This window comes from Pyrobaculum calidifontis JCM 11548 (assembly GCF_000015805.1).
Classification (GTDB): Archaea; Thermoproteota; Thermoprotei; order Thermoproteales; family Thermoproteaceae; genus Pyrobaculum; species Pyrobaculum calidifontis.
Genome location: NC_009073.1, coordinates 567,347 through 589,066 on the forward strand (window position 1 = coordinate 567,347; position 21,720 = coordinate 589,066).

Genomic DNA, 21,720 nt, shown 5'->3' on the forward strand with positions numbered 1-21,720 from the left:
TAAATATAATACGTGATACAGCATGTATGGAGTTAAAAGAGGCTATTCTGCAACTGTTGCGCGAGAAGGGTGAATTGACCACATCTGACATTGTAGCAATCCTCGGCCAGCCGAGACACCGCGTTCTAAAGATATTGAACAAGCTGTACTTCGAGGGGACAGTAGAGCCCGTCAAGAAAAATAGGAAGTACTACTGGCGCCTTGCCTCAGGCTATGTGGCAGTTGCGCCGTTGCACTTCTCCATAGAGCCTGTGTTATACATAGAAGGAGTAGTAGAGCCCATATATAGAAGAGTAGATGACAGAGTTGACACATTCATATTCACAAGGGTAAGAGATAAGGAGTACTGGATGTGTGACTGCTCCACTGGGTACTACATAATTTCTGACCAGCCAATAGATGGGTGCAGCTGCAAGCTTAGACACGCATTCGGCGAGAGGAAACTGGCAATGATATACCTACCCAAGGAGCTGAGATTCAGATACTGGAGATCGTACAGATACGCCGAGGGAGACGTGGAGTTCGTAATACTGGTGCCCGAGGACCAAGACTCGCCCGAGCTCGTGAAAAAGTTTGAGAGCTACTCAAAGGAGGTTAAAACCAGTTAGACAGCGTCGGCTTCTTTAACAGCGCGGCCAACTCCTTCTCAAGAACTCTCCTACACACTGCCTCCTCTATAAAGTCGTCGAAGTGTCTAGCCTCAGACAACGCCTCCTCTATCGTTCCCCGCGTGACTATTTCGTAGACCCTCGCCACCTTCTTCCCCGGCGACGCCCTAACCACTCTGCCCACCCGCTGGATCATCTGACGCCTAGATCCAGTGCCGCTGACCACGACTGCCACATCTGCGTCTGGCACATCCACCCCCTCGTCTAGGACTGTGGTTGTTACAACCACCCGACTCTTCCCAGCGCTAAACCTTCTTAAGGCAACTTCGCGCCCCCCCTCTTCCGAGGTAATTAACTCGGCCTGTATACCCGCCTCTCTGAGCCTCTTGTACAACTCCTCGGCTTGGTCAATGAACTGCGTAAAGACTAAGACCTTTGAGCCAAGTGCAACTTCCCTAGACACAATCTGTAGGACGACTGGGATCTTCGCCTTGCTTTTGGCGGCGACGTTGCGCAACAAAATTGCATTGTCAGGAGGTAACGAGGCGTAGGCGCGCGCCTCTTCTTCGTCCATTTTCACATAAACGCGGTAGTGTTCTACTGGAACCACTAGCCCAGACTCAATCATAGATCGATACGACGCCCTATAAACAGGCGGCCCAACCGCCTCAAATATCAAGTGCTCGTTTTCATCCTCCCTCTCTGGTGTCGCGGAGAGGGCGAGTCTAAACGGAGAATCTATGTTAAGCGCAACCTCTTTAAACGTCTCTGCGGGCACGTGATGCGCCTCATCGAATACGACTAGGCCAAAGCGGCCCACTAACTCGTCCACGTACTTTACAGCCGAGTTGTAGATCGCCACAGTGACATCTCTTACGTTCCTCTCTCCGCCGCCCAACATGCCCGGCTGTACGCCGAGGAACTTTCTAATACGCTCAACCCACTGCAACGCCAGCTCTCTAGTGACAACTAGAACTAGGGCCGACACTCCAGCCCTGTACATGGCCTCCAATGCCACAAATGTCTTGCCCCCTCCAGTTGGTATAATCACGGTGCCCCTCATGCCGTGGGCAACCCAGTTTTCCACAGCTTCGGCCTGAAACGGGAATAGTGAAAACTCCCTCTTGTAGCTCACCTTTGGGTATTCCACCTCAGCCAGTTGGGCTACGTAGCCCAACTCCCTTAGGATTTTTACAACCCTATCTCTCACGAAGACAGGGAACTTAAGTAAATACGTGTCGCCCTTCTCCACTTTGACGAGCTTCAAGTCTCTTTCTTCTAACTCGCCGTCTTTCTTAACCACGTTGTATTTCAGCTTAAGCTCTGCCAGCCTCTTCAAGAGGCCAGAGGCCAAGAAATTCAACTTAGCGTAGTTAGGCCCCACCACGGCAACTCGCCAACTCCTCCGCCTGTTAAACGCCTCTCTAAGCCTATCAGACGCAAGAACAATTTCCCTCGCGTTTTTAACAGCCTCGTCCAAGTTCCCCCACACTTGTGCCCCCTTGAGCAACTCCAGAAGCCTCTTGACGCCCAAGTCCACAAACTCCTCAAAACTCTCCACTTGGGAAATCTCCCGGCTCTCCATTACAAAACTCCTCAAAAACCCCGAAAGCGAAACTACATGGACGTCGCCGTCTGACGCTACGACGTGCCGCCTTAGATCCTCCGGAAGAGGGCCAGAAATAGCCACAGCGCCGCCAGACACGTCAAATGAGAATGCGGAGAGAAGAGAGAGGTACTCTTCACCGGTTAAATTCAGCAACCGCCTCACCTCACTCAACACAGCGAGGTTCCGAGTCTTAGTAGACCAACAAGAGCCATCCCACTTAAAGCCAAGCCGCTTCAGCTCCTCTTTTACTTTAACTATTTTGTCCCACTGCCACTCTCTATACACTGCAACGCCGTTTATGACAACGCAGAAACGCGGCACAAAATAACTGAGAACCGCATTTATAAGCTAGGTTTATATAGTAGGGCAACCATGCGAGAGTGTTAAACGACTATCTGCAGTGGGAGAAGTTTATACTCCGCGGCGTAGAATTCCCAACGAGATATCGAGTAGACGGAGACGAAGTAGAAATAACGCCGAGTAGCCGCCTCTATGTCAGCGGAATGGGCGGCTCCGGCGTAGTGGGAGACTTGATACGCGATTTTTCAATAGTATGGAACTGGGACGTCGAAGTGACAGTGGTCAAGGACTACTTCCTCAGAGCCAGGGACGGCCTCCTAATAGCTGTCTCATACTCGGGAAACACCGTGGAAACCCTCTACTCCGTTGAGTACGCAAAGAAGAGGAGAATCCCAACCGTTGCCATCACCACCGGCGGAAAGCTGGCGCAGATGGGCGTCCCCACTATAATTATACCAAAGGCCAGCGCCCCCCGCGCCGCGTTGCCACAGATGTTAACAGCGGCGCTACACGTCGTAAGAAAGGTGTATGGCATTCCCATTGAAATACCAGAGGCATTAGAGCCGCCGAACGACCCACTGATACACAAGCTAATGGAGGACTTTCAGAAGAGACCCACTATAGTTGCCCCAGAGACTATGCGAGGCGTGGCCTACAGAGTGAAAAACGAGTTTAACGAAAATGCGAAAATTGAGCCATCTGTAGAAATTCTCCCAGAGGCCCACCACAACTGGATAGAGGGCTCAGAGCGGCCCATAGTAGCGCTCACAAGCCCCCACATACCGAGAGAACACCAAGAGCGAGTAAAGGCGACCTTAGAAATACTTGGAGGCACCCTCTATGTAGTTGAAATGAGCACAAGAGGAGTGCTCACATTCCTCAGAGAAGTTGGGGTAGCCTCCATCAAGCTGGCAGAGAGCAGAGGAGTGAACCCGCTCGCTACCCCAAGAATAGAGGCGTTAAAACGGCGCCTCCAATGATACAAGAGTTAGCTGCCGCGTCTCTCGCCGCGCTCTTGTCCATAGCGGCGTGGCAAGACTTGAAGACTAGGGAAGTAGACGTCTGGCTTTTTGCGGCCATGGCAGTTCCAGCGGCTTTTTTGGCGTGGGCGAACTGGGGGAATCCATTCTACTACGTCTCTCTGGCGGCTGGGATACTCCTGGCCTTGTTTATGAGGGCGCTGGGCACCGGCTACGCGGACTCCCTCGCCCTAGCCGCCGTCTCCACGGCGCCGCTGCCGTTGCCCTTTCTCCCAACAGCCTTTGTGGTCGTAATAGCCAGCGCGGTGCTCCTCCCCGCAACGGCCCTGTGGCTCTACTACAAGAATAGGGGCAAGCCGTGCAAGATGTCGCTCGTCGAGAGGCTGACGCACGTGTGTATCTCAGGGGCAGAGTACAAGGAGGCATTGGCAAGAGGCACCGCCTTTAAATACATCGTGGGCGAAGAAAGTGACATGGAGCGCTACAAGCCGCCGGAGCCCCCACGGGAGGAGTGGATAAAGGCCAAGTACGGAATCCCCTACCTCGTCTATCTAGCCGCTGGGTATTGGGCATACCTTTTGTGGAATTTTGTACTTCTCCGCTAAGAGGAAAAAGCTCTATCGCCTGCGTCGCCGAGGCCAGGGACTATGAACGCCCTGTCGTTAAGCGCTGGGTCTATTGCAACGGTGTAAATTTCAGCATGCGGATATTTCGAAAGCACGTTGTCTACGCCTATGGGAGTGGCTATGACCGACGCCACTATTAGCCGTTGCGGATTCCCAGCCTTGTACACCTCCTCTATTGCCTTTATCATCGTACCCCCCGTCGCCAACATTGGGTCCGCCACTATGACCACGTCCCCCTCTATCTGGGGTACCTTGGAGTAGAACACCTCCACAGATATTGCGCCGCCCTCCTCTCTCCGCCTTGCGGCAACTACGCCGAGACGCGCCTGTGGAAAAGCCTTTAGAAGCCCCTCTACGAAGGGCATCGCCGCCCTAAGAATTTGGACAATGACGACTTTGTCCAAGCCCACTATTTCAACGCCGGTTGCTTTGCCGAGCGGCGTCTCTACTTCCACCTGCCGCGTTGGAAAAGTCTTAACCAGCTCGTACCCCACTATTCTGCCAAGTCTAACAAGGCCTTTACGAAACTCTATACCCTTCGTCGACTTGTCCCTTAGCTTTGTCAACAGGTGTTGGGCATATACGTGGTCTATAATGCGTACAGGCATCTCAGACGCGCTCCAGCCGAGCCACGCGGTCGAGGAGCTTGCGATACTCCTCACGCAACTTTTCCACCTCCTCTCTAAGCCGCTGGTATTCAGCGCCGCGTTCCATGGCCTTCCTAATCTTTTCCACAACCTCCCTCGCCATGCGCCTAATACGGCCGTCTAAGTCGCGCTCAATCCTCTCCTCGAGGTCGGGCAAGAGCCTAGGCTCTAGGAGTTCCAACGCCGCGGCGACTGCGGCGTATCTGACCCGGAAATTCTCATCCCTCAGCGCCCTCCTTATAACCTCAAGAACCTCCCTACGTGGGCCAAACTTTGCAAGGGCCTGCACAGCGGTCATCCTGAGAACGGTCGGCACGCCCTCCTCTGCGTATTTCAGCACAAGCCTTAGAGCCTCCTCGCTACCCAGCTCCGCCAACCCCTCCAGTGCCCCCCTCTTAATAACCTCCAAGTGGCTGGAATACTCAAGGGCCTTTCTTAGGCTGTGCTCGGCGAACTCCCACCTAGTCTTGCCCAACGCCCTCGCCGCCTCGGCTCTCACATAGTAGCTCTCCCCCACGTCGTGGAGCACTCTGTCTAAAAACTCGGCGGCCTCTCTCCGCCTTGTATTGCCAAGCGCCTCTATGATGGCCCTCCTAGCCCTTGGATGAGCCACGACAGGGTATGCCTCAATTAGCTTGGCCACGGCCTCGGCAGTTCCAACCTCTCCCAACGCCTTTGCCGCCTCAGAGGCCACGCCCCAGAAATTGTCGCGCAGAGCCTTCGCAAGAGCGTCCACGGCCTTTGGACTACCGTTCTTCTTCAACGCCTCCACTGCCTGCAACCTGCAGTAGAGGTCCTCGTCCTCCAACATCGCCACTGCGGACTCCAGGGGGTACTGAGGATCCAGCGACTTCAAAATCTTAAAGCCAGGATCTACGCATATGTACTTGGGCTTCCCATGTAAAGTAAAGCTCAACTCCTTGTCGTTAAGCACCAAGGACTTGACCTCCCTTCTGCCGTCCTCATACACGATCTTCAGCTCCAACGGAAGCGTGTAGACGGGGAAGCTGTCCTCCCCCTGCGTCTGTCTAATCTGCACTCTCGCGGCCTTGTCCTCCATGGAGTAGTTCCAAGACACCTTCAGCACTGGGTGGCCAGCTGAGTAGAAGAACTGGTTCCAGAACCACTCCAAGTCGCGCTCCGACACTTCTTCAAAAACCTTCCTCAAGTCTTCGACGTCGACGGCCTTGTACCTATACCTCTCTAGAAACGTCTTGAGCCCCCTCCTAAACACCTCGTCGCCCAGGAGACTCCTCAACATGTGCAAAACCACAGACCCCTTCTCATAGGCGTGGCGGTCGAACACCTCGTCAGGTATCTTGTATATATTTGTCACAATTGGCCGCGAGTAGCGCCTAGAGTACTCCCCCAGATATATTTTGAAGTTTGTATAAATCTCGTAGAGGTACTCATCTCTTCCCTTGGAGCGCTCAGTCCACAGAGCCTCTAGAAAAGTGGCAAAAGACTCATTGATAGTTATATGCGCCCAGTCCTTGGCCGTGACCAAGTCGCCAAACCACATATGCGCCATCTCATGCGCAACTAGTGGGTGCGACGAGAAGTCCTCCAGCTCTAGACACGGAAAGCCGGAGTAGGGGCACTGGGCGTGTTTATCGTGGATAGTCCAATCTGTCAAAATTGTAAACGTCGTATTCTCCATGCCGCCATATATGAACTCAGGCACTACCACCTGGGCGTAACGCTCATAGGGATAGGGCACGCCCAAGTACTGCGACAGAAACTGCATAATGCTACACGTGTTATAGAACGAGAACTTCCACTCTTCTCCCACATAGCTAGGCAGATAGTACTCTAGCTCAACATCGCCGCACTTCTCTTTATACACCTTGAAATTGCCCACAGCCAGCGCCAACAAGTAAGGCGACATGGGGTGCCGCATCTCCCACACGTAGACCAGCTTGTCGCCCCTCTCCTTCACCTCTACCAAAACGCCGTTGCTCCCAGCCACATACGGCTTAGGGACGGTAATGGACACAGACCACGGGAATTTCACATTAGGCGAATCTGGCAGAGGGACCCAGTACCGGTTATACTCGGTCTCTCCCTGTGTCCACATATACACCTCCTTGCCCCTCCTCACGAAAAACATGCCAACCCTCGGCCTGGCCCGATACCTCACAACCACCTCCACCTGTTCCCCGCTCTTCCACTCGGGGCGAATCTCGAGCTTGGCGCCATCGTAGAAATAGTCGTGGCTAACTCCCAAAACCTCAATGTCCACAGCGTCTAAGACAACCACTGCGCCGCTCTTTTTGGCCCTAACGACGTACTTCACCACGCCTTCAACGGCGCCATTTTCCAAATCTACCTCAACGTCAAGGCTCATCTTAACCACGTCGAAGTCGTAAGATCGCGGATGCCTAGGCAGATATTCGGGAAAGGCGAAGTCCCTCCCCACTAAGTACTTCATGAAACGTGGACGTTTAGACGGCGTTATAAATCTATCTCAAAAACTACTCTTTTATGGCCCCAATGGAGATAAAGGTCTTCGTCTCCTTGACGCCCTCCATGTTATTTATCGCATCTAACACTTTGTCCAACACAGTCTCCTGCGTAATCACTGCCAAATCGAAGTCGCCGGCGAGACGCAGGGCCTTTTCAATAGGCAACTTCTTGGCAGCCTCGTACACCTTATCACGGTATTTCGGTTCTACTTTCACTAGTATAATCACGTCGTTGGACTGGCCCTTGAGCAACTTCACCGCCTTTTCAGTTATGTCGACGAACTCTCTTCCAGTTCTCACGAGGCCAAGCTCCTTAAGCCGCTTAAGGTGGATGGCCAACGCCTGCCGCGTCATGCCCAGCTCTCTTGCAATTTCGTCTTGGTCTCCGTACACAGTGTACACTCGCATGGGCTGAGCCCTCTGTAGCAAGTGGTTAAGCAACTGGAACTGTCGGTCTGTTAACTTCATTTCCTCTGTCATAATAGGAGAGCGAATTTTAGATATTTAAATGTATCGCTCAATTATGGGAAAGATGCGGCCTACAGTTTTTTAGCTAAGAGGAGACACATCTAATACGGCGTAACAAAGCCTCTCTCCGCTATAAATATTTTACTCCGCCAAGTTTATTACCCAAAGGGAAGCCCCCCACGTGAGGTACATCGCGCTAGTCCTTCTCCTGCCGCTAGCTGTGGCGGGGGCGGCGATAATAGACGTAAGAGATGCCCTCGGTTACCCAGTGCAAAACGCCACGGTGTGCGTAGAGGGATTGTGCAAATACACAAACGCCACGGGTCTCGTAGAGGTCCCAACAGGCCCAGTGGAGATATACGTCGACGGCGTCCTGGCTTGGAGAACTTACGCGGAAGGCCACGTGGTGGCCACAATATACCGCGTAGGCGAAGTCGCCATATCTCCACTTCCCGCCGACGGCTATGTGGACATATGGGTCAAACTCCTAAACGGGTCATACGCCCGCTTGAGAATTAACTTTAGAAATAATACACTAGAGAGGGAGATACCAGTAGGAAATGTAAATTACCCAGCGGAAATACATATAGTCTCGGTGGCGGGGCGCGCGGTCAATACAACTGTTAAGACCAGCCTCTGGGAGCTGGGGGCAGACCTGGCGGCCCTGGGCATAGTAAAGAAGTGCACTATTTCAGCGAGAGAGCCAGTTAAGGCCATATACGTCTACAATGGGACAAACCTAGTAGCTGTCGGCCAGAATGTGACACTCTTTACGTTCAATACGGCGGCCTACTACGCCGTAGTAGAGACCGACGTGGTGGCGCCAAACGGCACAAGGTACAGGTGGAGAATAGACGTAGCCAAGCACTGCGGCGGCGACGTTACGCCAAATGCAAGTAGGCTAGTAGTCACAGCGGTGGACTCCGCCGGCGCCGTTAGGTACGACTGGGCCATCAGAATCGCCAACGAATCCTTCAGAGGAAGGGCAGAGCTCTGGGTTCTTCCAAACGCCACGTATATGGTCGAGGTAGACGCAGTACACACTAAGAGGAGCGTGTCGGTACACGTGTCGAGGGCCGTGGAAGAGGTGACGATATCTGTGCCCACAGCGTACGTCGAGTTCCGCTACCAACAGCCAGCCCGGTGGGTGTACATCATCGGAAACTATACGGCGAGAGAGGCAATGCCCAGGAGGGTGGAGTTGCCCCCAGGCGTGTACAAGGTGGTGGTGGACTTAGGCGGCGTAAATGTGACATACACCGTGTCACTGAGGCCCGGCGAAGTGGTAACGCTCACCGTTGAAAGGCCGCCATCCTCAAACGAGACTGCGCAGAGTTACGAGGGCCTTTCAGCAGCCACCTACGCTCTTTTGGTCGTCCTCGCAACCTTCGTAGTAGTTGCAGTCGTTATTTTGAAGAAGTCAACTCGCCGAAGTTTTGCAACTCTTTGAAATACCCCTGGTACCCCAACTCCTCTATCCTCTTAATCACCGTTTCGTCTCCCTCTAGCGCGACGCGGCCGTCCACCATGACGTACACCCTAGTAGGCTTTATGAAGCGCAGAACTCTTGCATAATGCGTAGAGAGCAAGACCCCGCTACCCGACGACGCCAGCTTAGTAATTGCGTTGCCCACAGCTGCTATGCCGTCGATGTCTAAACCGCTGTCTGGCTCGTCCAGTATTACAAAGGCCGGCTTCAGCAACAGGGCCTGCAACACCTCTGCCCTCTTGAACTCGCCGCCGCTGAAGCCCGCGCCTACGCCGCGGTTAAACACGTCCGGCCTCAATCCCAGCTCCGCCGCGATTTTCTGCGCCTGAGCCAACACCTGCGGGTTGGGGTCTGTCAACTTCTTGCCCATGCGCACGTTGGCCATCGCCTGGAGCAGAAAGGCAAATCTAACCTCTGGCACGGCCACCGGCGACTGGAAGCCCACGAAGATCCCCTTGGCGAATCTCTCCTCGGGCGCGAGCTCCTTTATAGACTGGCCGTCGAGCAGTATGTCGCCGTCGAGCACCTCGTACTTGGGGTTGCCCGCTATTGTTTGGAAAAGTGTCGACTTGCCGCTGCCGTTTGGGCCCATGACCACTACCACCTCGCCGCTGGACACAGACAAGTTGACCCCCTTCAAAATTTCTCTGCCACCCACAGCCACCCTAAGATTTACCACCTCTAGTTTGTGCATCGTAGAGTCCTCGAACGGCACTTTAAAAACTTCTCAAACAAAGGCTTTTATCTATCATTCGCAAAAGGGCACATGGAAGTTGAGGCTCTAAGGACGGCCATAAGCCACGTGGAGTCTGTGGAAGAGGCCCTGGGCGTAGAGAAGAAGCTAGCCTACCAAGTGGTCCTCAAGGGGAAAATCACGAGAGACATGGTGGAGGAGATCAGCAGGCTGAAGGGCGAGCCCGATTGGATGAGGCGGCTGAGGTTGCGCATGCTAGAGCTCTTTGAAAAACTCCCCATGCCCAAGTGGGTGCGTGCGGTGGAGGAAATAGACCTAGAGGCCCTAGCCCACTACGCCAAGCCGCAGACGGAAACTGTGACAAGCTGGGACCAGGTGCCGAAGGAGATTAGAGAGTACTACGAGAAGCTCGGCCTCCCAGAAATAGAGGCAAAGGCGTTGCTGGGCCTCGGAGCGCAGTTCGACAGCGAAATCATATACTTCAACCTAAAGAAGAAGCTACAGGAAAAAGGCGTCGTCATGTTGCCAATGGAGGAGGCGGTGAAGAAGTACCCCGACCTGGTACAGAAGTACTTCATGCGCGTCTTCCCACCTGAGCACAAATTCGCCGCATTACACGGCGCGTTGTGGTCAGGAGGAGTCTTCATATACGTCCCACCCGGCGTAAGAATAGAGCAACCACTGGAGACCTTCTTCTTCATAGGGCAGTCCATGGAGTCCCAAATGGAGCACTCAATAGTGGTGGCCGACAAGGGCGCCTACGTGCACTGGATAGAGGGGTGCTCCGCCCCAAGGCTGATGAAGTACTCCTTCCACGACGGAATGGTCGAGGGCTACGCCCACGAAGGCGCCACTCTAAAAATCACCACGGTGCAAAACTGGTCAAGAGACGTGGTGAACTTCAACAACAAGCGGGCAATAGCGGAGGCCCACGCCAAGGTGCACTGGGTAGAGGGGTCGATAGGTAGCAAGACCACCTACACCTTCCCCTCCACTGTGCTAAAGGGCGAGGGGGCCTCCACGGAGATCGTGGGCATAACTGCGGCAAAGGGGCCCTACTGGAAGGAGAATGGGGCAAAGGTGTGGCACCTAGCCCCAAAGACGAGCAGTAGGGTGGTGAACAAGAGCATCTCCGCAGAGGGAGGCGTCGCAGTGTACAGGGGGTTAATCCACGTGCAGCGAGGGGCAAAATACGCCAAGTCACACGTACAGTGCGACTCCCTTGTCTTAGACAAGGACTCAGCCACATTGACAATACCACACGACCAAGTGTTCGAGGAAACCGCCGTCGTGACCCACGAGGCCACCGCCTCGACAATATCGGAGGAGAAGATAGCCTACCTCCGCGCCAGAGGGCTCACAGAAGACGCCGCGAAGGCGGCCATAGTCCTCGGCTTCGTCGGCGACGTGTTGAAAGACCTCCCCTTCGAGTACGCAGTGGTGCTGAGCAGAGTGATAGAGCTTGAGTTCGGCAAGCTTTCAAAAGTCGGCTAAGCATATATAGCAGAAATTTTTCCCCAACGTGAACCCCTGCATACAAGACAAGTTCACACTCTGCAAGCCAGAGTTCGACCCCAGAAAGGCCCTAGACCTGTCAATAGACCTAATGCACCAGTTCGACGCCTCGCCGTACGACATAATCGGCGTAGCCATAGCCTTCGGCGCCGACCCCAGAGAGGCAAAAAGGGCCCTCGGAGTAGAGATATCGGGAAACGTGAAAAAGCCCATAACCACATTTCTCACAAACTACGGCAGGAGACACGGCTACGAAAAAGTAGAGGCGGCTCTGTTAAAACTCTACCAAGCCGCCAAGGGAGGCTGCCTCTGCCCCCCAGGCCCAATAGCCCCCCTAGGAGACGGCTACATAGTCCAAAGGCCATACGCAGTCTACATATGCGCCAGCGGCAACTGTAGAGAAGTGGCGCCAGAGCCGTTGCAACTCTACGAACACCCCACCGGCTGTATGTTCTACAACCCGCCCCTGGTGCTAGAAGGCCAGCCCCTCCCAGCCGTGGTCAATGCCCTAAAACAACTAAAGGTAACAGAGCCGGAGATTGTCGCAAAATACCTCCTCCCCGGCCTCTGTAGAGACCTCTGGGGAGTGAGAATACCCTAATCGCGCCAAGTTTCGCCAGTCTTACGATAAAACTTTATAAACGCCCCAGAGATAGGCACAGGGGCCCGTAGTCTAGCGGTAGGATGCCCGCCTTACATGGCGCACCCGCAACAGCCTTAGAGCGCGGGTGATCCCGGGAGGGCGTACCCCGGGAATTCGAATCCCGGCGGGCCCACCACGCTTATTTTCGGCGTAGTATATGCATATTGCCCGAGCGCTCTTTAAAAGTGGCGTAGTAGTAGGGATATGCCGTGTAAAAAGAAGAAGAATGTAGCCAACGCAAAAACCTCCTAAATTTTTGCCGCTCTTTGTTTGTGCATGAGCAGTTTCCACTTCGCGCTTTCAGCATTTTCGTCGTATAGTATCGACGCGGGGGATAGAATGGTGCCGCGAGCAACTCTGCGTTTGAATTTGTGGCACGTGGTGGATAGCGAATTGTGGGCCGTTGTGTGTGGGGGTAGCGTATCATCAGATAGGATGCCTCCTGTCACATGTCCGCCGGGTTCTCTTCATCACCTGTCAAGAGGTTTTTGCATCTTATCTGTATAAAGCTCATCGCGTCTGCGTATGTCTCGCCGCAGGTCACCACTGCGCTCTGGCCTTGGCTGAGGTGTTCTGACAAGTTCTCTGCCAGCTGTGGTATGTACTTTCTTAGTTTTTCATATGTCGGGGGTAGGACTAGGTCTTCTTGTTTTTCTACGATTAATGCTCCGCAGGCTCCTAGTCTTACGAGCTCGTCTCTCATGGCCACGGCGTTGGGGATTTTGTCGTCTATTATGAAGGCTAGGCACCTTTTCCCGCATAGGTATTTCCCAGCGTCGTTCATGGGTACCACGGCGCCTATTTTGCATGTGGCAAAGATGTCCCTTAGAAAGGTGTCTCCCGCCTCGGTTATCTTTGCCCCTCCTCTCATGATGTAGATGTGGCCGAGGTGGCGGCCGGCTTCTAAGAGCGCTCTGGCGACTCCCTCGCCTATTTTGAGCTCTTCTGCCAAATTGCGCCGGCCCCGGGGCGTGGGGGAGGTGCGCAGGAGGGCGAGTAGCTGTATGTATAAAACTTCCCGCGTCTTTGCGGCGCGCATGTGTTTACAAATCAAAGTTTTTAAATAGGATACTTTCAGCTCCCGTGTCGGTGAGAATAGAGGAGGTTAAGTCCCAGTTTGAGAGATTTGCCGCGCACAGCCACATAAAGGGCCTCGGAGTAAGGGATGGGAAGGTGGAATTCATAGCCGACGGCTTCGTCGGCCAAGTGGAGGCCAGAGAAGCCGCGTACATCGTCGTTAAGATGATTAGGGAGGGCAAGTTTGCGGGGAAGGGGGTCTTAATCGTGGGTCCCCCTGGCACTGGCAAGACCGCGCTTGCCTTGGGCATAGCTAGGGAGTTGGGCAGGGAGACTCCCTTCGTGGCCCTCTCTGGCGGCGAGATATACTCTCTCGAGGTTAAGAAGTCGGAGTTCTTGATGAGGGCGCTTAGGAGGGCCATTGGCATCAAGGTGCGGGAGTGGCGTAAGGTGTACGAGGGGGAGGTTAGGTCCATAGAATTTAGGTATGGCAGACACCCATATAACCCCTACATCCAGAGGGTCCTCGGCGCCACGATAAAGTTGCGCACTAGGGACGAGGAGAAGACTCTCCGTGTGCCTGCGGAAATCGCCGAGCAGTTGATAGAGCTCGGGGTTGAGGAGGGCGACGTCATTATGATCGACGAGGAGACGGGGGCTGTGTCTGTAGTTGGCAGGGGAGAGAGCGGCGAGCAGTACGACGTCGCTGTGAGGCGGAGGATTGAGATCCCCAAGGGCCCCGTCTACAAGGAGAAGGAGATTGTGCGGTTTTTCACTCTCCACGACGTGGACGTGTCGCTGGCGAGGCAGAGGGGGCTCATCTCTGCGATGTTGTTTGGCTTTGCGGAGGAGGTGAAGGAGATACCGGACGAGATTAGGAAGCAGAGTGACGAAATTGTGAGAAAGACGCTGGACGAGGGGAAGGCGGAGCTCGTGCCCGGCGTGTTGTTTATAGACGACGCCCATCTGCTCGACATTGAGAGCTTCTCCTTCCTAATGAGGGCCATGGAGACTGAGTTTGCCCCCATCATAATTATGGCCACGAATAGGGGGATCGCCAAGATTAGGGGTACCGACATCGAGGCGCCGCACGGCATACCGCAGGACATGTTGGACAGGCTCGTCATCATTAGGACGAGGCCCTACACCGCCGACGAGATAAGAGAGATTATACGCATTAAGGCCAGGGAGCAGGGCATATCTCTGTCAGACGAGGCGTTGAAGCTGCTGACCGACATAGGCGTCAACCACTCCCTCAGGTACGCCCTCCAGTTGTTAACACCGGCGTACATAATAGCAAAGGAGAGGGGCAAGTCCTCCGTAGAGAGAGAAGAGGTGGAGTACGTGAGGCGCCACTTTGTGTCAGTAAAGGAGTCTGTGGAGTACGTGAAATCGCTCGAGGAGAAATTCCTCAAGTAAAGTGCTTAAAAACGGGCGGCTTTTGGGGATTTTTTGAGTTTTGTCGTCGTCTACGGCGGGGTCCGGGCCTTGTACGCGTTGTAGGCGGCGTATAGGATAAGTATTTGGCCTAGGTCTAGGTAGAACTGTGGTGGCGCGTTGCCCACTTTTATCACGTAGAGGAGGGGGTATACCTCGACGCCGTATCCCGGCGGCGAAGATGTGAAGAGGAGTGTGAGGTAGTGGAAGACCGCCGTGGTTATAGAGAGAAACGCCAAAGTCCACCGGACTCTGCCGGTTTGCCGTGTAAAAAATGTGGCGACTACTGCTGCGAATAGGAGGGTTACTAAGACGACGGTGGCCCGCCAGGGGTATAGCCAAAGGGGCGTGCCCGCCACCTCTTTGACGCCGGTTGGGGTTAGCACTTTGTTGGGCGGTGGCCGAAAGGCGTCTGATACTAAGTACTCCACTGGCAGAAACATCGCGACGATGGCCACGGCGAGTATGGCGGCGTAGAGCTTCATCATCTGATCATCTGAAGCACTCTGTACTGCTCGCCGAGTACTCCCAGGGCGAGGTTGAAGATAAGCATGGCGGCTAAAACCACAGACAAGGCGTTCACCAACCGCTGCCCCCTCCTCTCTCCCAGCCTCCTCTGCGCCAGAGCCGCCACAAGCTGGCCTCCGTCAAGTGGATATATTGGGAGGGCGTTCACCACCGCTAAGCCGTAGTTGACCACGAGAAACCAGAATACAAACTTTGTAAACTCGGTGTTGTAGATCTCGCTTGCCTTTATGGGGCCCGCGTCGTAGCCTAGCATCGGGAGGCTTCCAGGGCCTAGCCCGTAGTACACCTCTCCCCCCTTCCCCACGAGGGTCACGTTCAGCGCCACAGTGGTGCCGTTTCTCTCCACTGCTACTCTTATCACGTCGCCTGGCCTGCAAAGCTTTTTAAGAGAGAGCAAGGTGGAAAGCAGCTGGCCGCCCCATCTTATTTCCTCGCGGACGCCGCATCCCTCTACTGCTTTTACGACGTCCCCTGGCCTAACGCCTGACTTGTACAAAGAGCCGTCTTCGAAAAGCCAGTTGATCCTCGGCGGCGTGGTGAAGTTTGAGTAGTCTAGCTTTACCTCGTATGTGCCCCACCACTTCCCCACTACTAGTGTCACCTCGTCGCCTGGCTTACACGCCGCCGTCTTATTAATGCCCATGAGGGGCCCCATGCCCGCCAACACGTTGATTTTGGTTATAAAGTCGTCCGGCGTATACACCCTCTCGGCCAAGCCGCAGCCCCTTATCTCTAATACGCGGTCGCCGGCATCTACGCCGAATGCGGAGACTCCAAAGACGGCCCCATAAAGCCCGGCCCAAGCACCCGCAACCCCCGCAAGCATGGCCAAGAACGCCAAGGCCACGTTTGCCGCCACCCCGCTGGCCAACACAGCGGCCTTGGCCTCGACGCCACTCTTCTTGTACGCCTCCTCATCCGGCTCCACGAAGGCGCCGCTTATTATGTAGAAGAAGGAGAAGACGCCGACGTGCCGCAGGGGGATTCCATACCTCAGAGCCGCATAGGCGTGCATAAATTCGTGAAGCGCCACTCCCACGGCTATTGCCACAGCCAAGTAGGGCAGTTGCCCCCAGGGGAGAGTCACGCCAGGTATTATGGGGGTGACTCCTGCTGACCGCGAGGCCGCCTCGGCCACAGGGGCTCCGCTGAGCAGAGTCTGAACGGCTGTGACTGTGCCGCCGATGAGCATGTACAAGAAGCCGGGCAACGCCTGCACTTGCCCGTCCGGCCTCACAAACGGCATTGCTATAAAGATTGGCGCAAGGGCGAGGACGAGGGCGACCGCCAGATAGGCCCTGAGCGGCACAAAACTGAGCCTCTTCACAAGCCCCTCTATACGCCGGTTAAGCCTCTCGGTCTTCCAGTATATGGCCACGAAGTACCTAACCGCGTTTTTATTCACCGCGTAGACTATCCCCACCACGGCGAACCAGCTCACCAAGAAGGCCACTAGCGGGTCCACGGAGGCCGCCCAGTAGGAGCTTAAAAATTATAACTCTAGGGAAAGCCCGGCGCCGAGCCTATACACGTTAAATCGGCGCTCAAGCTCCTTGACCAATTGAGGCGCCGTGTGCAAAGGCGCCACGCACCTCACGCCCAACAGCCTAAGCTCGGCCACAACTCTGTGTAAGAGGTAGGGGCTCTGCGAAGTGCCACCAAGCCCTCCCACGAAGCACCTCGCCTTGATCCCCGCCGAGACATTTCGCCGTATGGCACGGTGGACAGACCACAGGGAGAGACCACGACCCCGTCCACCACCATGAAGTTCTCCCGCCTCCCCTTAAACAAGAGGTAGCGCCTCCCCCTCACCCTCAGCTCGAGGTCATGCGGCGGATTGACCAGCGGCACGCGTAGAAGCTCAAAGCCGCCCACGTGGTGTGGGCTGTCTGGCATTCCCACGACGCCGACCACGGGCCTTGCCCCACTCGCCTTTAGAAACGCGTCCATGGCCTCTCTGCTACAGCTGTCGAAAAGCACGGCGTCGTCAATTAGTACGCCAAAGCCGTGGCTGGGCTCCACCGCGCCTGGGCTCTCGGAACACACGGCAGTTATCTTAACCACATGCGGGTCCATTGGAAAATTTATAAAACATGCGCCACGGCCCCTACATGAGGAGGTTGCTAATCTCGCTGGCATCTATACTGGCCTTCTCTGCAATTCTCACATTCTACCCCGGCGAATATTTCACAGCTATTCTGCTCTACTTTGTGCTATTCTTCGGAATAACTATCGCCATGGGTTTAAGAACCTATAGAAGAGGCATGGCTACAGTCCAGGAAATATCCAAGGGGAAGCCCCTCCTCGAAATAGACGAGAAAGAGGTGGGGAAAGTCATGGAAAAAGACAAAGAGCTTGTAGCAGAGTATAGAAGGCTCACTCGCTCCTCGCTCATACCGCTACTACTCCTCCCAGCCTTCATGGTGTTGGCCACGGTCCTCTTCCCCACTCTCCCGCCGCTCTTGGAATCTACGGCGGGGCCCGTAATAGGCGCCTACCCCGCCAGATTTCTCGCCTACGTCACAATATTTTCAATATTCTCCGCTATCTCGATGCTCTTGTTCAAGCCCCCCACAATGCCCAGGATAGTGAGAAACGTCAAGATATACGAGGGCGGAATGGTGGTAGACAAGGTGGTCGGGCTCAAGGCCCCCATCGAGGTAGAGGAATACACCGTCAACCCAGAGCGGCGATTTATACAATTTAAACTAAATAACCAGATATTTAGAATATATTACAAAGACGTAAAAGAACTTGACAGTATTTTACTAAAAATTATAAAGCCCTTAAAACAGCGAAGCCAGTGAGCCAGCGATCTCCTCCTCGCTCGGCCCCTTCTTCTCCTCTTCCTCTTTCTTCTCCTCAGCCTTAGCCGCTGGAGCCGCTCCTCCAGCCGCGGCCGGCGCCGCAGCGGCCGCAGGCGCTGCCACTGGGGCAAACGCGGCAGACTTAATGGCCTCGTCGATGTTCACCTCCTTTAACGCGGCCACCAGAGTCTTTATCCTAACCTCATCTGGCGTAATGCCAGCCGCTTGGAGCACCTTGGCCAAATTTTCCTCGTTTATTTCCTGTTTTGCGTAGTGCAACAGTAACGCCCCGTAGATGTACTCCATAGGCGGGCCCGAATAGGGGGTTTAAAAACTTAGCCCTAGCACAGCCCCGCTTGGTGGTCCAAGAGAACTCCGGCGGGTTGTCAAAAGAGCGGCGAATTAAACCTCCTCCACCTTCACGTTTTTGGCCTTCAGCTCCGAGATCAACTGCTCTGCCTTGTCGGGTGGCACCCTAATTGTGTAGAGATAGCCCGAGAGCCTCGCCTTTAGCTTCACGAAGTCCTCATATCGCTTTACTCTGACGACTTGGGCCTTCTCGCCGTATTTCTTCCAAAGTTCTACTAGGAAAATCTCCTTAGGCATGACGGCCCATAGGCGGGGATATATAAGTTTTAGGGACGTGGAGATGTACGACGCGTATCACACAGCTGGCTCACATGACGGCGAGAGGCGATCAGGTTTACGCGGGGCAGAGCCGTGGCTACGGTATAGAGGAGGTTGCTTAGGGAAGTGATTTGGCCGGGGTAACCCGCCAGGCTCATTCGCCCCACTCGGGGGTGTTGCCTAGGGCATTTATTGAGTAGAAGCTTGTTTATAAGCTTATCGCACCCTCCTGTGCCGGTACTGGATGTGGGGGAGCGTCCTCATTACTTCGAATGTCAGGTTGGAGAGCTGATTCATGAGCTTTGCCGCCGTGCTATCTAGTGATACAGCACGGCGCTCGGCCCACCGAATCCACACCCTGGCCTCGTCTACTGCTGAGCACTCTGGCGACGAGCAGGCCAGCCACGCCCTGAGGGGCTCGGGGGGCGCAATTGTATAGGCCAGCTTCAACGCGCGGCGGTATAGCTCGTAGGCTGTGTCTAAGTACTCGGGCTTGCCGGTGGCGAGGTAGAAGCCTAGCTCCATCAGCGAGAAGGCCACGAGGCGCATGATGCGGCTCTGCGGCCGTTGCAGGAGGTTCGCCGCCTTGTGGCTGTACGCCACTGCGGTGTCCAAGGCGCCGAAGAGCTTGACCACTGGATCGTCCTTCCTAGCTGGCCTGGCCTCCCCCTTCCAAAACACAGTGGTGTCTCCAGAGTCGCCGGGGCAGCGCATCCACAGTAGGCAAGGCTTAATGAGCACTATACTTTCCCCATCTTTAAATATAAATGCATCGTTTGGAATAGTGATGAGGCCGCTGAGCGTTGAGTCGTGACGCATTTTTCAGCCGGCTGACTCCCGCCTTAGTCGCAATTTTGACGAGTTGCAGTTATCGGTCTTTATCTTCTACGTGTGGGCCCCGTTGCCTTTATCAATGTTTATAATGTGGCGCAGTTGAAGGGCTATGATTGTTAAGAAAGGGAGGGTGGATGGGGCTAGGCTTCTCCGCGAGGAGCTCTCTAGGCCTGGCATTGTCCTCGTGCCGGGTGTGTTTAACGCGCTTACGGCTCTCATGGCCCAGAGCCTCGGGTTTAAGGCGGTGTATGTGTCAGGCGCCGCCGTCACTGCTTCAATGGCGTTGCCAGACCTCGGCTTAATTACGATGGACGAGATGGTGAAGACGGTGAAGTATATAACAGATGCGGTTGATATACCGGTTATAGTGGACATAGACACCGGATACGGGGAGGCGTTGAACGTGATGAGGGCTGTCCGGGAGTTTGAGGCAGTTGGCGCGGCGGGGGTTCAGCTGGAGGACCAGGTATTGCCCAAGAAGTGCGGCCACTTGACGGGGAAGGCGCTGATACCCCCCGACGAGATGGCAAAGAAGATAAAGGCCGCTGTCGAGGCGAGGAGGAACCCCGATTTTGTCATCATTGCTAGGACAGACGCGGCTAATGTAACAGGGTTTGAAGACGCGGTGCAACGCGCCCAGCTCTACTTAGAGGCCGGCGCCGATGTGATATTCCCAGAGGCGCTCCGCACGGAGGACGAGTTTAGGGAATTTGCGAAGAGGGTTAAGGCGCCTCTTTTGGCCAACATGACAGAGTTCGGCGTGTCGCCGCTTATCCCAGCCAAGAAGTTGGAAGAGTTCGGCTACAAGTTTGTGATATTCCCAGTCACGGCGCTTAGGGTGGCCATGTACGCCATTAGGGAGGTGTTTAAGACAATACTCGCCGAGGGCACTCAAGTGGCGTGGCTCGACAAAATGTTCACAAGGAAGGAGCTCTACGAGTTGATAAGGTACTACGACTATGAAAAACTGGACAGAGAAATAGCCGAGAGCGTAGACCGCCTCATAAGAGATAAAAAGGCGGTCCGTTAAGAGGCCATGGACAGAGTTACGAAAACACTTGCCGAATATACGGCGTATATTGATTTCTCCAAGGTTCCCGCCGAGACTCGGCATGAGGTAAAGAGGAGGATCATTGACTCGGCGGCAGTTGCCTTCGCGGCGTACACCAGCGAGCCCGTAGCTCTTGCAAGGAGAGCGGCGTCTAGGTTCCCCACGGCCGAGGGGGCTAGGATCTTGGGCACTCGTTACAAGGTCTCTCCCGACTGGGCCACCTTTGTCAACGGCCTTATGATACGCTACCACGACTTCAACGACACATACCTCTCTAAGGAGCCGCTTCACCCAAGTGACCTCATTGGAGCCGCCCTCTCTGTGGGCGACTACGTGGGCGCGCGGGGCACGGACTTGATAACGGCCGTGGCCTTAGGCTACGAGGCCTCAGTCACTTTCTGCGACGGGGGGACGCTTAGGAAGAGGGGCTGGGACCACGTGAACTTCCTCGGCATAGGTAGCCTACTGGCCTCGGCCAAGTTGCTAGGCCTAGACGTGGTTAAGACGCAACACGCGTTGGCCATATACGCAGTGCCCCACGCCGCGATGCGCCAGACTAGGGTTGGCGAGTTGTCCATGTGGAAGGGCGCCGCGGCGGCTAACTCCAGCAGAAACGCCGTCTTTGCGGCGCTGTTGGCCAAGGAGGGCTTTACAGGGCCTTACAAGCCCTTTGAGGGAGAGATGGGGTTCTTCAAGCAGTTGTTACAGGGGGACTTCGACCTCTCTGTGTTAAAGAGACTGGAGGAGCTACAGCCGCCCCGCAGAATCCTAGACACATACATCAAGCCCTACCCCGTGGAGTACCACGCCCAGACGGCCGTGGAGGCGGCGCTTAAGCTCAGGGAGAAGGTGAGGCTAGACGAGATTGAGAAGGTTAGGATAGACACGTACGAGGCGGCGTACACGATCATTGGGCCAAAGGATCCTGAGAAGTGGGACCCCCACACCAAGGAGACGGCCGACCACTCCATCATGTGGGTCACCGCCGCCGCCCTCGTGTGGGGCCCCATCAAGATTGAGCACTACCGCGACATTAGAAACCCAGCGGTACTCTCCCTAATGAAAAAGATGGAAGTCAACCTAGACCCCGAGTTAGACAAGCTCTATCCACAAGCCTTCCCCACCGTCATTACAGTTGTGACAAAGAGCGGCTCTAAATACACCGAAAGAGTCGACTACGCAAAGGGCCACCCCAAGAACCCAATGACAGACGCCGAGCTAGAGCAGAAATTCAACGAGCTAACACAAGGCATACTCCCCGACGAAGTTAGAAAAAGAGCCCTAGACATCATGTGGAACCTAGAGAAATACTCAGTTGCCGATCTTCTAGAGGCCCTCGCCGTATAATACGCCGCAAACTCTCACTTTTTCTTTA

Annotated in this window: 22 protein-coding genes and 1 tRNA gene; 11 read left to right on the forward strand and 12 right to left on the reverse strand. The window is 54.8% G+C overall.

Annotation, left to right across the window (positions count from 1 at the left end; genetic code table 11):
* Nucleotides 1-26 precede the first annotated feature (26 nt).
* Entirely contained in the window at nt 27-608 is a 582-nt protein-coding gene (locus tag PCAL_RS03235; RefSeq protein ID WP_011849289.1) for a winged helix-turn-helix domain-containing protein, read from the forward strand.
* On the opposite strand, the gene PCAL_RS03240 is transcribed toward PCAL_RS03235, so the two are convergent.
* Nucleotides 595-2,538, reverse strand: coding sequence for a DEAD/DEAH box helicase (locus PCAL_RS03240; RefSeq protein WP_011849290.1), 1,944 nt, complete (start codon nt 2,536-2,538; stop codon nt 595-597). The two genes, PCAL_RS03235 and PCAL_RS03240, sit on opposite strands and share 14 nt — an antisense overlap.
* 59 nt (nt 2,539-2,597) lie before the next feature.
* Between PCAL_RS03240 and PCAL_RS03245 the strand changes: the two genes are divergently transcribed.
* The gene (locus PCAL_RS03245) at nt 2,598-3,497 is read left to right on the forward strand and encodes a bifunctional phosphoglucose/phosphomannose isomerase (protein WP_011849291.1); all 900 of its coding nucleotides are present in this window, start codon (nt 2,598-2,600) and stop codon (nt 3,495-3,497) included.
* Nucleotides 3,494-4,102 (forward strand): peptidase A24, encoded by a 609-nt coding sequence (locus tag PCAL_RS03250; protein ID WP_011849292.1) that lies wholly within the window; start codon nt 3,494-3,496, stop codon nt 4,100-4,102. Before PCAL_RS03245 ends, PCAL_RS03250 begins: the two co-directional genes overlap by 4 nt.
* Here PCAL_RS03250 and upp read toward each other — a convergent pair.
* From upp to PCAL_RS03265, 3 genes are read right to left on the reverse strand one after another with little or no spacing between them, the layout of a single operon-like run.
* Nucleotides 4,099-4,731, reverse strand: a complete 633-nt coding sequence (gene upp / locus PCAL_RS03255; protein ID WP_011849293.1) for a uracil phosphoribosyltransferase — start codon at nt 4,729-4,731, stop codon at nt 4,099-4,101. The two genes, PCAL_RS03250 and upp, sit on opposite strands and share 4 nt — an antisense overlap.
* 1 nt (nt 4,732) lies before the next feature.
* Nucleotides 4,733-7,201, reverse strand: a complete 2,469-nt coding sequence (locus tag PCAL_RS03260) for a M1 family metallopeptidase (protein WP_011849294.1) — start codon at nt 7,199-7,201, stop codon at nt 4,733-4,735.
* Nucleotides 7,202-7,244: 43 nt separating this feature from the next.
* Nucleotides 7,245-7,715: an Lrp/AsnC family transcriptional regulator gene (locus tag PCAL_RS03265; protein ID WP_011849295.1), complete on the reverse strand. Its 471-nt coding sequence runs from the start codon at nt 7,713-7,715 to the stop codon at nt 7,245-7,247.
* A gap of 169 nt (nt 7,716-7,884) precedes the next feature.
* Here PCAL_RS03265 and PCAL_RS03270 point away from each other — a divergent pair, with 169 nt between their 5' ends.
* Nucleotides 7,885-9,153 (forward strand): hypothetical protein, encoded by a 1,269-nt coding sequence (locus PCAL_RS03270; RefSeq protein ID WP_011849296.1) that lies wholly within the window; start codon nt 7,885-7,887, stop codon nt 9,151-9,153.
* On the opposite strand, the gene sufC is transcribed toward PCAL_RS03270, so the two are convergent.
* Nucleotides 9,110-9,886: a Fe-S cluster assembly ATPase SufC gene (sufC, locus tag PCAL_RS03275; RefSeq protein ID WP_011849297.1), complete on the reverse strand. Its 777-nt coding sequence runs from the start codon at nt 9,884-9,886 to the stop codon at nt 9,110-9,112. The two genes, PCAL_RS03270 and sufC, sit on opposite strands and share 44 nt — an antisense overlap.
* A 72-nt stretch (nt 9,887-9,958) precedes the next feature.
* Here sufC and sufB point away from each other — a divergent pair, with 72 nt between their 5' ends.
* The 3 genes from sufB (at nt 9,959) to PCAL_RS03290 (ending at nt 12,180) form a co-directional block, all read left to right on the forward strand.
* Nucleotides 9,959-11,380 carry a Fe-S cluster assembly protein SufB gene (gene sufB / locus PCAL_RS03280; protein ID WP_011849298.1) on the forward strand — a complete coding sequence of 474 codons (1,422 nt, stop codon included), beginning with the start codon at nt 9,959-9,961 and terminating at the stop codon, nt 11,378-11,380.
* Between the two features lie 28 nt (nt 11,381-11,408).
* Nucleotides 11,409-12,002, forward strand: coding sequence for a hypothetical protein (locus PCAL_RS03285; RefSeq protein WP_011849299.1), 594 nt, complete (start codon nt 11,409-11,411; stop codon nt 12,000-12,002).
* A gap of 61 nt (nt 12,003-12,063) precedes the next feature.
* Nucleotides 12,064-12,180: transfer RNA gene (locus PCAL_RS03290), tRNA-Val, on the forward strand.
* 309 nt (nt 12,181-12,489) lie between these two features.
* Here the strand turns inward: PCAL_RS03290 and PCAL_RS03295 are convergent.
* Nucleotides 12,490-13,083, reverse strand: coding sequence for a DUF4443 domain-containing protein (locus PCAL_RS03295; protein ID WP_011849300.1), 594 nt, complete (start codon nt 13,081-13,083; stop codon nt 12,490-12,492).
* A gap of 44 nt (nt 13,084-13,127) precedes the next feature.
* Here PCAL_RS03295 and PCAL_RS03300 point away from each other — a divergent pair, with 44 nt between their 5' ends.
* On the forward strand, nt 13,128-14,480 hold the full coding sequence (locus tag PCAL_RS03300; RefSeq protein ID WP_011849301.1) for a RuvB-like helicase: 1,353 nt from the start codon (nt 13,128-13,130) through the stop codon (nt 14,478-14,480).
* A 50-nt stretch (nt 14,481-14,530) separates the two neighbouring features.
* Here PCAL_RS03300 and PCAL_RS03305 read toward each other — a convergent pair whose 3' ends face one another.
* The 3 genes from PCAL_RS03305 to PCAL_RS03315 form a co-directional block, all read right to left on the reverse strand.
* Nucleotides 14,531-14,986 (reverse strand): hypothetical protein, encoded by a 456-nt coding sequence (locus PCAL_RS03305; RefSeq protein ID WP_011849302.1) that lies wholly within the window; start codon nt 14,984-14,986, stop codon nt 14,531-14,533.
* Entirely contained in the window at nt 14,983-16,491 is a 1,509-nt protein-coding gene (locus PCAL_RS03310; RefSeq protein WP_011849303.1) for a site-2 protease family protein, read from the reverse strand. Before PCAL_RS03310 ends, PCAL_RS03305 begins: the two co-directional genes overlap by 4 nt.
* A gap of 128 nt (nt 16,492-16,619) precedes the next feature.
* Nucleotides 16,620-17,090 (reverse strand): hypothetical protein, encoded by a 471-nt coding sequence (locus tag PCAL_RS03315; RefSeq protein WP_226951990.1) that lies wholly within the window; start codon nt 17,088-17,090, stop codon nt 16,620-16,622.
* A 47-nt stretch (nt 17,091-17,137) separates the two neighbouring features.
* On the opposite strand from PCAL_RS03315, the gene PCAL_RS03320 reads away from it, so the two are divergent.
* Nucleotides 17,138-17,833, forward strand: coding sequence for a DUF2208 domain-containing protein (locus PCAL_RS03320; RefSeq protein WP_193322861.1), 696 nt, complete (start codon nt 17,138-17,140; stop codon nt 17,831-17,833).
* Here the strand turns inward: PCAL_RS03320 and rpl12p are convergent.
* The 3 genes from rpl12p to PCAL_RS03335 all read right to left on the reverse strand — a co-directional run bounded on the left by rpl12p (nt 17,813) and on the right by PCAL_RS03335 (nt 19,201).
* The gene (rpl12p, locus tag PCAL_RS03325; protein ID WP_011849305.1) at nt 17,813-18,139 is read right to left on the reverse strand and encodes a 50S ribosomal protein P1; all 327 of its coding nucleotides are present in this window, start codon (nt 18,137-18,139) and stop codon (nt 17,813-17,815) included. The genes PCAL_RS03320 and rpl12p overlap by 21 nt on opposite strands.
* A gap of 96 nt (nt 18,140-18,235) precedes the next feature.
* Entirely contained in the window at nt 18,236-18,439 is a 204-nt protein-coding gene (locus tag PCAL_RS03330) for a hypothetical protein (protein ID WP_011849306.1), read from the reverse strand.
* 237 nt (nt 18,440-18,676) lie between these two features.
* Entirely contained in the window at nt 18,677-19,201 is a 525-nt protein-coding gene (locus PCAL_RS03335) for an ATP:cob(I)alamin adenosyltransferase (RefSeq protein ID WP_193322862.1), read from the reverse strand.
* A 202-nt stretch (nt 19,202-19,403) separates the two neighbouring features.
* On the opposite strand from PCAL_RS03335, the gene prpB reads away from it, so the two are divergent.
* Together prpB and PCAL_RS03345 are read left to right on the forward strand one after the other, a co-directional pair.
* The gene (prpB, locus tag PCAL_RS03340; RefSeq protein WP_011849308.1) at nt 19,404-20,324 is read left to right on the forward strand and encodes a methylisocitrate lyase; all 921 of its coding nucleotides are present in this window, start codon (nt 19,404-19,406) and stop codon (nt 20,322-20,324) included.
* A 6-nt stretch (nt 20,325-20,330) separates the two neighbouring features.
* The gene (locus PCAL_RS03345; RefSeq protein WP_011849309.1) at nt 20,331-21,692 is read left to right on the forward strand and encodes an MmgE/PrpD family protein; all 1,362 of its coding nucleotides are present in this window, start codon (nt 20,331-20,333) and stop codon (nt 21,690-21,692) included.
* Nucleotides 21,693-21,720: the final 28 nt, after the last annotated feature.